Source organism: Mesorhizobium sp. NFR06 (genome assembly GCF_900115245.1).
Classification (GTDB): Bacteria; Pseudomonadota; Alphaproteobacteria; order Rhizobiales; family Rhizobiaceae; genus Mesorhizobium.
Genome location: NZ_FOVT01000025.1, coordinates 25,050 through 39,353, shown reverse-complemented (window position 1 = coordinate 39,353; position 14,304 = coordinate 25,050). Strand labels below are relative to the sequence as shown.

General features: G+C 60.2%; 16 protein-coding genes. 4 read left to right on the top strand and 12 right to left on the bottom strand.

The annotated features are described in order from the left end of the window. The first annotated feature begins 109 nt into the window (after positions 1 to 109). The 3 genes from F3H96_RS28595 (at position 110) to F3H96_RS28585 (ending at position 3,140) form a co-directional block, all read left to right on the top strand. A complete protein-coding gene (locus F3H96_RS28595; RefSeq protein ID WP_149804994.1) occupies positions 110 to 775 on the top strand; it encodes a 5-formyltetrahydrofolate cyclo-ligase in 666 nt (221 codons plus the stop codon). A gap of 104 nt (positions 776 to 879) precedes the next feature. Further along, entirely contained in the window at positions 880 to 2,475 is a 1,596-nt protein-coding gene (ctaD, locus tag F3H96_RS28590; RefSeq protein WP_149804993.1) for a cytochrome c oxidase subunit I, read from the top strand. Between the two features lie 35 nt (positions 2,476 to 2,510). After that, entirely contained in the window at positions 2,511 to 3,140 is a 630-nt protein-coding gene (locus F3H96_RS28585; protein WP_188131577.1) for a Tim44/TimA family putative adaptor protein, read from the top strand. A gap of 117 nt (positions 3,141 to 3,257) precedes the next feature. Here F3H96_RS28585 and F3H96_RS28580 read toward each other — a convergent pair whose 3' ends face one another. From F3H96_RS28580 to F3H96_RS28540, 9 genes are all read right to left on the bottom strand, one after another. Further along, the gene (locus F3H96_RS28580; protein ID WP_149804991.1) at positions 3,258 to 4,079 is read right to left on the bottom strand and encodes a universal stress protein; all 822 of its coding nucleotides are present in this window, start codon (positions 4,077 to 4,079) and stop codon (positions 3,258 to 3,260) included. Between the two features lie 185 nt (positions 4,080 to 4,264). Continuing rightward, a complete protein-coding gene (locus F3H96_RS28575; RefSeq protein ID WP_149804990.1) occupies positions 4,265 to 4,561 on the bottom strand; it encodes a hypothetical protein in 297 nt (98 codons plus the stop codon). 81 nt (positions 4,562 to 4,642) lie between these two features. Continuing rightward, complete coding sequence (locus F3H96_RS28570; protein WP_149804989.1) at positions 4,643 to 6,172, bottom strand: FAD-dependent oxidoreductase; 1,530 nt, start codon at positions 6,170 to 6,172, stop codon at positions 4,643 to 4,645. A gap of 399 nt (positions 6,173 to 6,571) precedes the next feature. Continuing rightward, positions 6,572 to 7,228, bottom strand: coding sequence for a fructose-6-phosphate aldolase (fsa, locus tag F3H96_RS28565; protein ID WP_149804988.1), 657 nt, complete (start codon positions 7,226 to 7,228; stop codon positions 6,572 to 6,574). 124 nt (positions 7,229 to 7,352) lie between these two features. Next, on the bottom strand, positions 7,353 to 7,724 hold the full coding sequence (locus tag F3H96_RS28560; protein WP_149804987.1) for a DUF488 domain-containing protein: 372 nt from the start codon (positions 7,722 to 7,724) through the stop codon (positions 7,353 to 7,355). Further along, on the bottom strand, positions 7,721 to 7,930 hold the full coding sequence (locus F3H96_RS28555) for a hypothetical protein (protein ID WP_149804986.1): 210 nt from the start codon (positions 7,928 to 7,930) through the stop codon (positions 7,721 to 7,723). The genes F3H96_RS28560 and F3H96_RS28555 overlap by 4 nt, the downstream gene beginning before the upstream one ends. A gap of 37 nt (positions 7,931 to 7,967) precedes the next feature. Continuing rightward, on the bottom strand, positions 7,968 to 8,375 hold the full coding sequence (locus F3H96_RS28550; protein WP_149804985.1) for a cytochrome c family protein: 408 nt from the start codon (positions 8,373 to 8,375) through the stop codon (positions 7,968 to 7,970). A 118-nt stretch (positions 8,376 to 8,493) separates the two neighbouring features. After that, positions 8,494 to 10,263: a GMC family oxidoreductase gene (locus tag F3H96_RS28545; protein ID WP_149804984.1), complete on the bottom strand. Its 1,770-nt coding sequence runs from the start codon at positions 10,261 to 10,263 to the stop codon at positions 8,494 to 8,496. A gap of 27 nt (positions 10,264 to 10,290) precedes the next feature. Then, entirely contained in the window at positions 10,291 to 11,052 is a 762-nt protein-coding gene (locus tag F3H96_RS28540) for a gluconate 2-dehydrogenase subunit 3 family protein (protein WP_149805012.1), read from the bottom strand. A 188-nt stretch (positions 11,053 to 11,240) separates the two neighbouring features. Between F3H96_RS28540 and F3H96_RS28535 the strand changes: the two genes are divergently transcribed. After that, positions 11,241 to 12,086: a LysR family transcriptional regulator gene (locus tag F3H96_RS28535; RefSeq protein WP_149804983.1), complete on the top strand. Its 846-nt coding sequence runs from the start codon at positions 11,241 to 11,243 to the stop codon at positions 12,084 to 12,086. Between the two features lie 11 nt (positions 12,087 to 12,097). Here F3H96_RS28535 and F3H96_RS28530 read toward each other — a convergent pair whose 3' ends face one another. The 3 genes from F3H96_RS28530 to F3H96_RS28520 all read right to left on the bottom strand — a co-directional run bounded on the left by F3H96_RS28530 (position 12,098) and on the right by F3H96_RS28520 (position 13,975). Beyond that, positions 12,098 to 12,928 carry an ATP-binding protein gene (locus F3H96_RS28530; RefSeq protein ID WP_244620198.1) on the bottom strand — a complete coding sequence of 277 codons (831 nt, stop codon included), beginning with the start codon at positions 12,926 to 12,928 and terminating at the stop codon, positions 12,098 to 12,100. Between the two features lie 115 nt (positions 12,929 to 13,043). Continuing rightward, on the bottom strand, positions 13,044 to 13,565 hold the full coding sequence (locus tag F3H96_RS28525) for a plastocyanin/azurin family copper-binding protein (RefSeq protein ID WP_188131576.1): 522 nt from the start codon (positions 13,563 to 13,565) through the stop codon (positions 13,044 to 13,046). After that, positions 13,562 to 13,975: a DUF5602 domain-containing protein gene (locus tag F3H96_RS28520; RefSeq protein ID WP_149804982.1), complete on the bottom strand. Its 414-nt coding sequence runs from the start codon at positions 13,973 to 13,975 to the stop codon at positions 13,562 to 13,564. The genes F3H96_RS28525 and F3H96_RS28520 overlap by 4 nt, the downstream gene beginning before the upstream one ends. Between the last annotated feature and the right edge of the window lie 329 nt (positions 13,976 to 14,304).

Below are 14,304 nucleotides of genomic sequence, written 5' to 3'. Positions count from 1 at the left end.
CTCCTCCCATTAATGCAGGAATTTTGCACTCATACAGCATTTAATTCCGTTTGCGTTCCGGTTTCCTGCGGAGCACGTTCCATCAACGCAGGGGTGCCCGGATACGGAGATGGCGATGGACGAGAAGAGATACCCCGACCCTGAAATCCGGGAATACGCGTCTCCGCCCTGTTTCGCGCACGAACTTTCATCCGAATACGGACAGCCGGAGCCGGGAGATTCCTGGAGCTGCGTCCTGCGCTGGCGCAAGGCGGAACGGCAGAGGTTGATCGAGGAGCGTCTCGCCATCGACGCCGACGAGAGGAAGGAAAGGTTGGACCGCATCGCTTCGCGTCTCGGTCTTGCCATCGGCAAGGTCAGCGGACGCATCGTCAGCGGCTACTGGCCGTTCCGCGGCGAACCCGACCTTCGCAACTGGGCGATCACGGTCATCGAGTGCGGCGGCAGAATCGCGCTTCCCGTCGTCATCAGGAAGGGCTGGCCTCTGGAATTCCGGATCTGGAGCCCGGGCGACCCGCTCGAGCGTGGCGTGTGGAACATCCTGGTTCCGTCACGCGGGCCATCGGTCGCGCCGGATGTCGTGATCGCGCCGGTGGTCGGTTTCGACGGAGCGAATTACCGCCTGGGATATGGCGGCGGCTTCTTCGACCGGACGCTCGCCGCGATGCACCGGCGGCCGCTGGTCGTCGGCGTGGGTTACGCAGGAAGCCGGCTGCGAACGATCTATCCGCAACCTCACGACATTCCGATGGACATAATCGTCACGGACGCCTGAAACACGAAGCAGACAAGCGCGTGGTTCCCCGATCGCGACGGCGGCTGAATGTCGCCCGGCGCGGCAACCATCCTGCATGCCTGAAGGAAAGGCAGGAGAGCACCATGTCGAATCCAGCAACAACATTCGACAACCGCAAGCCCCGGTTTCTCGTCAGGTGGCTGTGGTCGACCAACCACAAGGACATAGGGACGCTCTATCTGCTGTTCTCGATCTTCGCCGGGATTCTCGGCACCGCGCTTTCGGTGCTGATCCGGATGGAGCTCCAGGAGCCCGGCCTGCAGATATTCAGCGACCCGATGGTCTACAATGTCGTCGTCAGCTCGCACGGCCTCGTCATGATCTTCTTCGTCCTCATGCCGGCCTTGATCGGCGGCTTCGGCAACTGGATGGTTCCGATCATGATCGGCGCACCCGACATGGCGTTTCCGCGCATGAACAATATCTCGTTCTGGCTGCTGGTGATGGCGTTCATCCTCTTCATCACCTCGATGTTCGTGCCGGGAGCGCCTGGCACGCTCGGCCACGGCGGCGGCTGGACGCTCTACCCGCCGCTTTCGACTTCCGGCCAGCCCGGTCCCGCGGTCGATCTCGTCATCCTTTCGATCCACCTTGCGGGAGCGTCATCAATCCTCGGCGCGATCAACTTCATCACGACCATCTTCAACATGCGCGCGCCAGGAATGACGATGCACAAGATGCCGCTCCTTGCCTGGGCGATGCTGGTTACCGCTTTCATGCTTTTGATGTCGCTGCCGGTGCTTGCCGGCGCGATCACCATGCTGCTCACCGACCGGAACTTTGGCACGACATTCTTCGTTCCCGACGGCGGCGGTGACCCGATCCTTTACCAGCACCTGTTCTGGTTCTTCGGCCATCCGGAGGTCTACATCATGATCCTGCCCGGTTTCGGCATCATCAGCCACGTCATCTCGACCTTCGCCAGGAAGCCGATCTTCGGCTATATCGGCATGGCCTATGCGATGGTGGCCATCGGCGCGATCGGCTTCGTCGTCTGGGCGCACCATATGTATACGACCGGCATCTCCGTCCAGAGCCAGCGCTACTTCGCTTTCGCCTCCATGGTCATCGCCGTTCCGACGGGCGTGAAGGTGTTTTCGTGGCTGGCCACGATGTGGGGCGGCTCGATCGAGTTCAAGACACCGATGCTTTGGGCCGTCGGCTTCGTCCTGCTCTTCACCATCGGCGGCGTCACTGGGATCATGGTCGCCAGTCCGGGCATCGACCGCTCGTTGCACGACACCTATTTCGTGATCGCCCACTTCCACTATGTGCTGTCCTTGGGCGCGGTTTTCGCCATCTTCGCTGGCTTCTACTACTGGTTCCCGAAGATGACCGGCTACATGTACAGCGAAGCCTTGGGAAGACTGCATTTCTGGACGATGTTCACAGGCGTCAATCTCGTCTTCTTCCCGCAGCACTTCCTCGGCATGGCCGGCATGCCGCGCCGCACCGCCGATTATCCCGATGCCTTCGCCGGATGGAATTTCGTCTCCTCGATCGGCGCCTACATCTCCACCGTGGGGCTGATCATCTTCTTCGTCGCGGTCGCGGAAGCCTTCAGTCGCAAGCGCCCGGCCAGCGCCAATCCATGGGGCGCAGGGGCGACCACGCTTGAATGGCAGCTGCCCTCACCGCCGCCATTCCATCAGTGGGAAAGCCTGCCCCGCATCCACTGATATGTGCATCTTCGACAAGTCGATGGGTGAATGTCATGAGCGAGACCACAGACCCGAACAGCCAGATCCTTCTCGTTGCGATCCTGGCGCTTTATTGGGCAATGCTTGGGAGTTGGAGCGAGCTCCTCTCGCGCTGGAACGACGAGAGGGCCGAGCGGAACGGTGTGCCGCCGCAGCAGGACGTCGGCACCGAACACGCGGCCTGCGCGGACATGTCCCAGGTTGCGCTTCGCAAGATCGACCCAGATTTCGATCTCGCCGCATTCCTGTCAGGCGCCAGGAGGGCCTATGAAGCCATCCTGCGGGCGTTTGCGGATAGTGACATCCTGACCTTGAAGCGCCTTGTCGGACCGGAAGTGCTTGCCGCCTTCGAGCGAGAAATCGTCGGGCGGCGGGATCGACAAGAAGTGCTGGAACTCACCTTCATAGGTACGGACGAAGCCAAGGTTGTCGACGCATTCGTGGCGGATGGTACCGCCGAGATCGTCGTTCGGTACGTTTCTGACGTGATCAGCGCTACACGCTCTGCCGACAATGCAGTCGTCGCCGGCGATCCCCGGGAGATCGTCGAGATGATCGATACATGGACGTTCGCCTGTCAAATCCAGTCAAGGAAGCGGAACTGGATGTTGATCGCCACTGAGGGCGAACAACCACAACCCTGATTTCTTGCGATGGGTCCGGCCGGTAGGCTTGTCACGGCTAACGAGTAGCCACCCCAGCGGGGGTGGGATGCGTTCGCGAAAGCCGGTGGGGATGCGCTCCGCCATCGGCGCCGGTGATCAGTTCGACATGAGCCGGTTCAGCCGATCAGCTTCAAGGAGCGCGCGGGTAGCGCCGCCGAAGATCCACTCCCTGAACCTGCTGTGACCGTAGGCGCCGGATATGACGAGATCCGCGTTCATTGCGCCGGCGACGTCGGCGATCGTTCCGCCATTGGATTTTTCCGGAAACACCTCCGCCTTGGCCTCTACGCCGTGCACGTCCAGGAAGGCGACAACATCGTCGAGCCCGTTCCAGGTTTCGTCGGTCGGGCCGTCGTCGATCGTAAGGACCCGAACCTCCTGAGCCATCTGCAAAAAGGGCATGGCATCTAGAACCGCGCGCCTTGCTTCACGCGTGTCCTTCCATCCGACCAGAACCTTGTTGATGCGGAGATTCTCCTGGTTGGTCGATGCCACAAACACAGGCCGGCCGGCCTGAAGGATCAGATTGCCGAGGTCGGTGGAACGATAGGCGTTGCCGAAACTGGCACCCTCCGGCGAGGCTGTGACGATGAGATCGGCCAACCGCGCCGATTCGATCAGCAAGCGGGTCGGATTGCCCACGGCCCCACGCCATTGCGTATGAACCGTCGCGCCAGCAATGCTTTCGAACTGCGCGTGGAGGTCCTCGAGCCGTCGCTTGATGTTCTTGCGCTGGCGCGTCAGGCTCTCCCCTTCAGAGGCCATTCCACCTTCCATTACAACCGGCGGCGCGACGTCGGCAGCCGACAGACCTATCAGGCGCGCGTCGAAGCGCTGGGCGAGATCGACTCCGAGCTTGACGACGGGTTCAACCATCCCATCGATGTCGAGGTTGAGAACGATCGACCTGTATTCCATATCGGCTTTCCTCCGTTGGCTGAAGACGATGCCTGCTCGGCAAGCGGGAACGTCGACAGGTCTCGTCGCGAGACCTGGTTCGCATGCGACAATGGCCGGAGGCCTGCCTCGTACGTTTCTGTAAACTCGATAAAGACGGTCGTTGCGGTGAAGCGCGCCGGCCGGCGCGATCGTCAGGTCCCCGCCTATTCGAACATAATCCGAGCGGTGCCTCTTTTGGCGATCAAGGCTCTGCGAACTTCCTGAACCCGTTCAGCCTGTTGTTTGGTATAGGGGCCCATCGGCCGTGTCTTTTCATTGCCGCGACGAACCTGGCAATACCAGCGACCGCTGTCGGAGAAGATTTCGACCGACGTCGGCATCTGATGGAACTCTTGTCCGGCAACCTCCTTGGCGAACTCGACGATCTTTGAATGACGCTGAGCGGGCGCAATGATTTGCAATTCCCTGGTAACGTTGAATTCCTGTTGCAATGCGGACATAGATCGGTCTCCTTTGGGTCACGGCGACATACTCGGCTGCGTCATTCTCGATGCGCTCCCGCCCGTGCTCGAGAGCGCGTTCTAGCTTGCCGATTGGTGTTCCATTTCCAACTCGGCCTCCAGACTTTCCAGGTCGCGGAAGATCGAGGCGACAGCCAGCGTGCGCCCCTCCCGTTTGAATCGGAGCAGGCAATCCCTGGCCGCGACGTCTCCATCGACCGAGATCTCGTCGCATCGCTCGGCATGACCGACATAGTTGATGGGCACATCGTAATGCTGGCTCCAGAAGAACGGAACCGCCGCGAACTTCTCGCGATGGCCAAGCATGTTGAGTGCGGCGGTGCGACCTTGTCTCTCCGCAACCACCCAATGCTCTACCCGAAGATTCTCGCCACTATGAGGATCGGGCCACCGGGCAATGTCGCCGGCCGCGAAAATTCCGGGCGCGCTTGTTTCCAAAAACGCGTTCACCGCGATACCGCGATCGATTTTGAGCCCGGCCTTTTCGGCGAGCCCGGTGCGTGGCCTGACGCCGACGCCGGCCACGACGAAATCCGCTGCCAACGTGTCGCCGCTGCTGAGCTTGACCGTGCTGCCGTCGATGCTGGCCGCAGTCGCCTCGAGATGGAAGGCGACACCCTTCTCCTCATGGAGGGCACGGATGAAGTCGCCCATCCGCGGACCCAGGACCCGCTCCATAGGCCGTCTGTCCGGCGCTACTACGTGAACGTCGATGCCGCGCGAGCGCAGCGCCGCCGCAACCTCCAGGCCGATGAAACTAGCGCCGAGTACGACGCAGCGTCGCGCATTCGCGGCCCGCTCGATGATCGCATTGCAGTCAGCGAAAGAGCGCAGCGTGCGGACAAATGATTGCTCGGCTCCGGGGATAGCAAGCCGAACTGGTTCGGCCCCCGTGGCAAGCAGCAGCCTTTCGTAAGGAATCCTGCCACCATCCGACAGGACAACCTCGCGGGACCGCGGGTCGATGCGCTCGGCCTTCGTTTCGAGACGGAGGTCGATGTTGTTTTTCGAATAGAACTTCTCGCCGCGCAGCGGAATCCAATCCTGCGGCGCCTTGCCGGCGAGATAATCCTTTGAGAGGTTCGGTCTGTCGACGGGCGGCGCCTGGTCATCGCTGATCATGATGATGCCGCCCTGGTATTGCTCGCGCCGCAGTGTCTCGGCGGCAGCGAAACCGGCCGCGCCACCGCCGACAATGACAATTCTTTCCGGAGCCGCGCCGCCATCTCGCACCATAGGTGCCGTTCGCTTACGCTTCTCGACCACGAATATCTTGCCTGCTCGCTGTTCCACCGACCAGCAGGCGAGCGGGTTGAAGGCGGGCGCGCGCAGGGCCTCGCCCGTGCGCAGATCGAAGCACGCGTGATGCCACGGACACCGAACCGTGTCTTCTGCTACCAGACCGTCGACAAGCGGCCCGCCGTAATGCGTGCATATCGCGCTGACCGCGAATACCTCGGACCCACGGCGCACCAGCAGCACCTGCTCGTCGCCGCAATGGCCGACGAGCTTGCCGCCATCCTCAAGATCGGCGATCGCGATGCCCTGAACCAGATCCGGACCGTTTGCTTTCGAATGGAGCTCAGCCATTTTCGTCTCCATTGGCGATTCTCAGTGCAAGATCGATAGCTAGAGCATCGATAGACTTCGCAAGCCCTGGACATGTTCCATCCAGGCGCGCCTTCAGACCGACCCTTTCGTTTTCACCGAGCTCCCGACCAAAGCGGAACCGCTACGTCCCCAGTCTCCTGCCATCCAGGGCACCATGCAAACGAATTTAGTGAGCGATTGAATGCATTTTTTGTGTTGGATTCCAGGACCATGCGATGGACGAACGAAAAGTTGCATCGGAGGTCTGTGCCGTGAGGACAAAGTGAACATGCCGGCCCACTTTGAGGCGGCGGTGTCACCGCGGCGCGTCGTTCTCAACCAATCCGTCTCTTCGGCTGCTCACGGCTCTGCGAGATCGGACGGCCGCCTGCAGGTTTTTTAAAGGATCATTTGCCCCGTCTTACTCCAGTCGGCGAGAAAGGACGCCAGGCCATTGTCGGTGAGTGGATGTTTGGCGAGGCTTCTAAGTACTGCTGGTGGCACCGTCGCGATATCGGCGCCTGCCATCGCCGCCTCCTTGACATGGAGAGGGGTGCGAATTGAAGACGCCAGGATCTCTGTCGTGAAAGATTTGTCATTGTCGTAGATCGCGCGGATTTCCCGGACCACTTCCATACCGTCCAATCCGAGGTCGTCGAGCCTGCCGATGAAGGGCGAAATGAACGTCGCTCCCGCCTTGGCCGCAAGCAATGCCTGGTTTGCGGAAAAGCACAGCGTGACATTGACCTTGTGGCCGAGGCGAGCGAGCACTCGGCAAGCTCTGAATCCATCCCAGGTGGATGGCACCTTGACAACCACGTTGGCGGCAATGCTCGCCAAACGCTCTCCCTCGGCGATCATGCCATCGAAGTCGGTCGCGGTGACTTCCGCTGAGACCGGGCCTTCGATCGTCCCGCAAATCTCCTTGATCACATCCCTGATCGGCCGACTGGTCTTCGAGATGAGCGACGGGTTCGTGGTCACCCCGTCGACAACGCCTGCCGCGGCAAGCTCACGAATTTCAGATACATCGGCTGAATCGACAAAGAATTTCATTGTGCTTCTCCTCGATGATTTGATGAGTCTTCCTCGGTTTGGTTCCGGAGAAGTGATTTTGGACCCGATGTCGTGGTCACGCGCGCCATGTCCTGGATGGCAAGAGCAGCGCCGCGCGACGCCTCTATCGATGTCCCAGCAAAATCTCTCTGAGGACGACGGCATCGTTGTGCGTTTCGTCGTGAGCCGAGTAGACGAGCGTGACAGCGCCGTGCCTTATCAGGTCGCGGAGCCGGTCGAGTTCATCGCGATGCGCGTGGATTTCCGCCGCATATCTTTGACGGAATTCCTCCCAGCGGGCGGGATCGTGTCTGAACCATTTCCGCAGCTCGGCGCTTGGCGCGAGTTCTTTCATCCAGCAGTCGATGCCGGCGTCGGTCTTCTTGACCCCGCGCGGCCAAAGCCGGTCAACCAGCACCCGCGTGCCATCGTCGGCAGCCGGGCTCTCATATGCTCGCTTCAGTTTTATCCTCTCGTCGATGACTTTTCCGCTCATCCGTCCGTCTCCTTTTCGTTGACGGCATCCAGAAGCCCGGAGAATTCCTGTCGAAGGATCATCTCGTCGGCTTGATCGGATACGATGACGAAGATGCTACCCCGATACCGCTCGATCCAGTGATGGCCGGTTCCGTGGCTGCGCAGGTAGTCACCGATCTGATGAACCGTCGAATACCCCAGGCCCTGATGCAGGAGGAATTTCATAAGGTTGTGCTTTGCAAGCCGGGACAGCGTCCCTGGCTCAGGGGGAGGCCTTCTGCCCTTGAGCGTTGAACTGTCTTAGATAGGCGATCACATCGGCGATCTCCTGGTCCTTGCTGAGACCGGCGAATGTCATCTTCGTGCCGGGCACCAACTTGCGCGGTGCGTGCAGATATGTGGTCAGCGTCGGTTCATTCCAGGTCAGGCCCGAATTCTTGTTCGCCGCGGAATAGTTGTAACCCGGGTAAGTGCCTGCCGCACGGCCAACGATGCCATTCAATACAGGCCCTACTCCGTTCTTAGCGTCAGGGCCGACCGCATGGCAGGCCATGCACCTCTTGAAGACCGAGGCGCCGGCGTCAGCATTGCCAGGAGATTTGTCCTGCGCCTGCGCAGAGCCGACTGCGGTGAGAACCGCGGTCGTCAATCCAAGAATGGTCGATTTCATCTTCGCGTGCTTTCGATGAGGGGCGGCTTGGTTGTCGCCAAGCCACCCTGTGATGTCGGTATTCGAAACGCACAGCCTGCCGGATCCGAAGCGTGGATCCGGACCCGGCAGACCTGCCTCAGGAGGGAACCAATGGGCCGGGGTTCTTCAGATATTGATTCTTGATCGCGTCCGCCGCCCAATAGGCAAGAGCGCCCACCGGTCCGGTCGGATTCTTCCCGGCGTTCTGCGGAAATACGCAGGCACCGGTGACGAATACGTTCGGGACATCCCAGACCTGAAGGTGTCTGTTCAGGACGCTGGTGGTGGGGTCGGCGCCGAAGACGGCCCCGCCCGTGTTGTGCGTGCTTTGATAGGGTACGATCGAATAGGGCACGGGCGGAATGCTCCGGTCAACCTTGATCGCACCCATCTCCTGGGCGATTGTCACGCAGATGTCGGCCTGGCCGTTCATCTGCTTTACTTCGTTGTCCTGGAAATCGAACGTCATCCTCATCAGCGGACGTCCGAAGATGTCCGTATAGGTTGGATCGAGGCTGAGATAGTTCTGCCTGTAGGCCATCACCGCGCCTTGATTGCCAACGTTGGCCGCATGGTCATAGTTGTCGACCACTGCCTTCTTCCAGTCCGAACCCCAGCGTGGCGTGCCGTGGGGTGTCGGATGTGACTGGATAGGCCGGGCACCCGAGTTGCTGCAACTGATGCCGCCACCGCCGATGTAGCCGGCCTTCACGAAATCGTAGTTGTCGCCGTTGAAATCATCCATGCAGGTGCCGAGCGCGCCGGCGCCCATGAAGCGGTTCAGGATGGTCTTCTTGTCGAAGAAGGCGGTAGCGCCGCCGCCGCACTGGTAAGCATAGTTTCGGCCGACCACGCCTTTCCCCGTGGCGGGATCGTAAGGAACGCCGATCCCCGACTGCAGCAGCAGGTTGACGTTGCCGAGCGCGTAGGCCGACAGGATGATGAGGTCGGCAGGTTGTTCGAATTCTCGCCCGCGAGCGTCGAGATAGCTGACGCTGACGGCCTTCTTGCGGGTCGAATCGAGATTGACCTTCAGCACGATCGAATTTGTGCGCAGTTCGAAATTCGGATTCTTGAGCGCCAGCGGGATGACGGTGAAATGCGGGCTGGCTTTTGCATTCGCCTCGCAGCCGAAACGCTCGCAGTAGCCACAGTAATGGCATTGGCCGAACGCCACGCCATCGGGATTGACGTAATCGCGAGAGGCGTTTGACGAGGGGTTTGGGAAAGGATGGTAGCCGAGGTTGCGGGCCGCCTTCTCGAACATCACCATGCTCTGCGCGGCGATCATTGGCGGGTTGGGATAATCTTCCTTACGCGAGCCCTCGAAGATATTGCCGCCGTCGATTTTCTTGCCGTTGAGATTGCCGGCCTTGCCGGAGGTGCCGCAGGTCTTTTCGAACTTGTCGTAATAGGGTTCGAGATCGTCATAGGTGATCGGCCAGTCCTGCAGGTGCATGTCCGAGGGAATGATCTTCTCGCCATATTTGTCGACAGTCCGGGTGCGCGCCTGATGGTCCCATTCGAGCCAGCGCCAGGTCACGCCGTTCCAGTGCACGCCGGCACCGCCGACACCCTGCCCCGGCAAGAAAGAGCCGAGTTGACGCATCGGCAGCGCCGTCTGCGATTCACTATTGCGGAATGTGATGGTTTCCCGCCGCACGTTCTGCATCAGGTCGTGGCGGGCGGCGTAGCGCAGTTCGTCGTGGATTTCAGGATCGATGAAGTCCGGATTGGTGTCACGCGGGCCTCCCCGCTCAAGGGCGACGATCTTGAGCTTGGTGGATGCAAGCTCCTTGGCAATGATGCCGCCTGTCCATCCCAGACCGACAATCAGCACATCGACTGGGTTCAGTTTGGTGGCCATGTCAAAGTCTCCTTTTTCTTGCGCCGATCAAATGAGGTCCTGGATGCCCTTCGGTTCAGCCTTGTATGGCTTGTTCCGGAACGCCTCGATCTTGTCCATGTACATTGCGTCGGCGCCGGGGAAGCCGATCATCTTCCAGGCAGCAGCGTCCTTGTTCCCGCCGTACATCGGATCCGCGAAATAGCCTTCGATCGTGAGCTGCAGAAGGAGACTGAGGAAGGTGGCGGCCGGCACCGTTGGAAGGTCGGTCTTCTTGGCCTCAAGGTCGGCCATAATGGCGGCGCGCTCCTTTGCCGAAAGGGCCGCGAAGCTGTTCTTGTGGCTTTTCTGTACGACGGCATTGACGTCGGCGATGCCCGCCCGGATCAGTTCCGAGGGCGTCATCGGCAATTGATATCCCTGCTCGGGCGTACCCTCGCCAAACGGCCCTTCCAGATAAAGCCGGTCGCCCTTGCCGTATCCGCTGGCCATCTGCCGGTCCATGTATGTCGCCACGCCAAGCTCCTTGGCTCCGGGACCGGTCGCATCCTTTGGAATGAGCGTGTCGACCGCCGCCTCGACGAACGCGGATTCGTCGACATTGAAGAATTCGTAGCCGCCGCCTCGGGCATGAGGCTCGGCGGCGTGATGGTGCTTCGTGTCCCTGGCGGCAGCTGCTGCCACGATGTCTTCCGCCGATGCGGTTCCGCCAAACGGCAGGGTCCCCGCAGCCGCGCCGGCCGCGCCGAACAGCTTTAGAAAGTCACGACGTCCGACATCGCCTTGGCCGTTTTTTTCTCTCGTCGACATGATCGCTCCTGTGACACTGCGGGCAAAAGAGGGGTGAGGATGGAGAGGCCTACGCCTGCCCCATCCCGGCGCTGCGCCGCGTTCAGCGCTCAATCCGGTGAATATGCTGACAGCCTAAAGTTCGCGCCTTCTATGTGGCAAACGAAATTCATTGACATTTAAGTGCAATTTTTATGCTATTAGCGGCCATGGATATTGAATTGGCTCGCACGTTTATCGAAATCGTCTCGACGGGGAGTTTCATTCGCGCCTCGGAGCGCTTGAATGTCGCCCAGACGACGGTCAGCGCCCGAATCCGCAACCTCGAGCAACAATTGGGCCGGCCACTCTTCGTTCGGCACAAGGGGGGCGCTTCGCTCACTCCCGCGGGTGAGCAATTTCTGCGCCACGCCCCGATGTTCGTCCAACTATGGCAGCGCACCCTTCATCAGGTTGCCGTGCCGCCGGGACGCCGGGCCGTCCTGACGGTCGGCAGCGAGGTCAGCCTTGCGCAACCTCTTCTGCTCGACTGGGTCCGCTGGATGCGCCAATCGCTTCAGGATATCGCGCTGCGAGTGCACGTCGATGTGCCACAGGATCTGATCAACCAGGTCGCCTCGGGACTGGTCGACTTGGCTATCATGTACGCGCCCCCGCACAGACCGGGTTTGAAAATCGATCTGCTTTTGGAAGAAAAACTCGTCCTCGTGACTACCAATTCCGATGCGCGTGTCGTGGATGAATCATATGTTTATATGGATTGGGGGCCGGATTTTGGGCTTCACCACGGGATGAATTTCCCGAGTGCTGCGCCGGATCTTTCCTTCGATCTCGGTCCGCTCGCCCTGAACTATGTTCTTGCGACGGGCGGCTCTGGATATTTCAGAATGAGCTCAGTGCAATCTCACATAGAAGCAGGCCGGCTTCATCTTGTGCCTGAAATGCCGCAATTCTCGTATCCGGTTTACGCGGTGCAATCGGCAAGTGCGGATGAGAACGTGATAGGTCCTGCGCTGGCAGGACTGCATTCCGTCGCACGCGACGAGAGGAGATAGCAGGAGCCTTGTTAGGCTTCCGCCTCAATTGACGGGAACAGCAGGTCGACGGTCGTTCCGATGCCTTGCTCGCTTGCAATGCGGATCCGGCCACCCACCATATCCAGCCATGCCTGCACCTGCGACAGTCCTATCCCGGTGCCCTTTTCGCCCTTCGTCGTGAAGAAGGGATCGAAAACCTTCTGCAATACCTCAGGCGCCATACCGCAACCGCGGTCCTCGACCCGGACGTACGCGTAGATCCCCGGCCCGGGCGGATCAGGTGAGGCGGTCGTCTGCACCAGTCGTCCGGTGGCGACCCGGACTTCGGCGTCATTCGACACGGCGTCCCGGGCGTTGATGACGAGATTAAGCACCGCTGCATCGAAGAACGTGGGATCGACCATGCAGAGTGGGACATCGGAACCGAGTTCGAGCTTGACTCTGACATCGGGTCCGGCGCCATACCTGAGGAACGGCTCGAAAGACCTGAGGAACTCGTTCAGGTCGCCTGCATGGGTATCGAGCTCCTGATGCTTTGCGAAGGCGAGCAACTGCGAGGTCAGCTCAATCCCTCGATCGATTCCTTGCCGCGCCGCCGCGATGTAAGCTCGCACGCGTTCGGGTTCGTCGGCTCGCTTCTCAGCAAGCCGCAGGCCGGATTCTATGACAGCCAGTAAGTTTCTGAAGTCATGAGCAATTCCGCCCGTCATCTCGCCCAGGGCTGCGAGCCGGTTCGTCGCACGCTCACGCTGTTGGGCTACGGTGAGCGGACCGAGATGCATGTCCCGCGCATGGACGCTGTCGTCCCGCCTCGCCTGAGATCGTGATTGAGGTTCACACGAAAAAATATCGGCTGTCATAACGATCGCCCCCGAATTGATTGACCAGTGACGATGCGAGGAATCTGCCGCTCCCGCTCCCATCGTCGTATTGAATTCTCCTTGTTGCTGATGGTCGTGTCTCTGTTGGATTGGTCTAGGCGCGTCGCACGATCCCTTTCGCCATGATTTCCTCCACCGTCGGAAAGGCCTTGAGGGCCTCCTCGGGGAGATCGCCGTTCGCTCCGGCAAATTGGGTCCAGCCGTTCGTCTCGGGTTCGCTGACGATGATGCGGCCGACCATGCCGGCATGCTCATGCGGAATACAGAAATAGTCATAGACCCCCTGTTCTGCGAAGGCCGCCGAAAAGGTGTCGTTAGGCAGGAGGTAGTCGGAGGCCCACGGTCGTGCCGTCTTCGGCATGCGCAGCGGCCGCCCGAAATTCTCTGGGCTGTACGCCGTCGTCGTGTGCGAGTTGCCAGGGTTGAGATTTGTCCAGCGGACCGTCTGACCTGGCTTGACCAGAACGCCGATAGGGTCGAACCACACGTGCGAGCCGTCGTCGCGACCCTTCATTGCGATATCGACGATGTCGTCGGTCCACGCGGCCGAGGACGAAAGCGTCAGGGCGGCGAAACCGCCGCCCGCGCCAAGTATCTCACGGCGCGTGAGTCTCATTTGGCGACCCGCGCTTCGTCAGCGGCCGAGGTATGCCACAGCACGACGTGGACATGCGGTTCCGGAACCCCCGGGTGCCCGGCATTGTAGTAAACGTCGACATGGTCGACGTTGCCGCCCGGAGCCGCGAGGTTATCGAAACGTTTGTCCGGATTGAGCTCCTTGATCGGAAGCATGTAGATGGTGCTGACAAGCTTGCCGTCGTGGTCATAAGCGAGGAACGGACCGGCCGGCAACGTCGCTGGATCGACGAAGAGTTGCCCCATGCCCGGGAGGAAGTCGGGCAATTTCACGAGCTTGCTGACCTGTTCGTAAGGAGCAGGCGGCGGCGATTTGACGACGTCGCTGGCCGCCATGGCGCTAAACGAACTGGCCATTGTCACGGCGACTGCGAGGGCAAGCTCTTTCATCACTGTACTCCTTGCTTGGGTGGAAGCGGCGCGGCGGCCCGGCAATTTGGAAGGCCTAAATCCGAGCCTACTCGCGCTGACACGGCCCGTTCGGCCTCGCCCAAGCAAGGAGGGGAAGTCCGTGTTCGTCAAACGAAATAAAATGCGAATTCAGTGCATTATTTTTGCATCTATTTGGAACTCTTGTTGATTTCCCCGAGCCGTCAAATTACCGAAGGGGAAACACCGAATAACCCCAAAATGACCGCCGCTGCCGGCGTCGCTTGACTCCGAATATACCTTCACTACATTTATGATGTTATGCATATTTTCATACCAAATTCTCGACT

Bases quoted from the DNA above. Each gene is read 5' to 3' on its own strand.
- F3H96_RS28585 (WP_188131577.1), top strand. From the start codon at position 2,511: ATGAGCGAGACCACAGACCCGAACAGCCAGATCCTTCTCGTTGCGATC.
- F3H96_RS28555 (WP_149804986.1), bottom strand. From the start codon at position 7,930: ATGAAATTCCTCCTGCATCAGGGCCTGGGGTATTCGACGGTTCATCAG.
- F3H96_RS28580 (WP_149804991.1), bottom strand. From the start codon at position 4,079: ATGGAATACAGGTCGATCGTTCTCAACCTCGACATCGATGGGATGGTT.
- ctaD (WP_149804993.1), top strand. From the start codon at position 880: ATGTCGAATCCAGCAACAACATTCGACAACCGCAAGCCCCGGTTTCTC.
- F3H96_RS28575 (WP_149804990.1), bottom strand. From the start codon at position 4,561: ATGTCCGCATTGCAACAGGAATTCAACGTTACCAGGGAATTGCAAATC.
- F3H96_RS28545 (WP_149804984.1), bottom strand. From the start codon at position 10,263: ATGGCCACCAAACTGAACCCAGTCGATGTGCTGATTGTCGGTCTGGGA.
- fsa (WP_149804988.1), bottom strand. From the start codon at position 7,228: ATGAAATTCTTTGTCGATTCAGCCGATGTATCTGAAATTCGTGAGCTT.
- F3H96_RS28550 (WP_149804985.1), bottom strand. From the start codon at position 8,375: ATGAAATCGACCATTCTTGGATTGACGACCGCGGTTCTCACCGCAGTC.
- F3H96_RS28525 (WP_188131576.1), bottom strand. From the start codon at position 13,565: ATGAGACTCACGCGCCGTGAGATACTTGGCGCGGGCGGCGGTTTCGCC.
- F3H96_RS28570 (WP_149804989.1), bottom strand. From the start codon at position 6,172: ATGGCTGAGCTCCATTCGAAAGCAAACGGTCCGGATCTGGTTCAGGGC.
- F3H96_RS28530 (WP_244620198.1), bottom strand. From the start codon at position 12,928: ATGACAGCCGATATTTTTTCGTGTGAACCTCAATCACGATCTCAGGCG.
- F3H96_RS28520 (WP_149804982.1), bottom strand. From the start codon at position 13,975: ATGAAAGAGCTTGCCCTCGCAGTCGCCGTGACAATGGCCAGTTCGTTT.
- F3H96_RS28540 (WP_149805012.1), bottom strand. From the start codon at position 11,052: ATGTCGACGAGAGAAAAAAACGGCCAAGGCGATGTCGGACGTCGTGAC.
- F3H96_RS28535 (WP_149804983.1), top strand. From the start codon at position 11,241: ATGGATATTGAATTGGCTCGCACGTTTATCGAAATCGTCTCGACGGGG.
- F3H96_RS28560 (WP_149804987.1), bottom strand. From the start codon at position 7,724: ATGAGCGGAAAAGTCATCGACGAGAGGATAAAACTGAAGCGAGCATAT.
- F3H96_RS28595 (WP_149804994.1), top strand. From the start codon at position 110: ATGGCGATGGACGAGAAGAGATACCCCGACCCTGAAATCCGGGAATAC.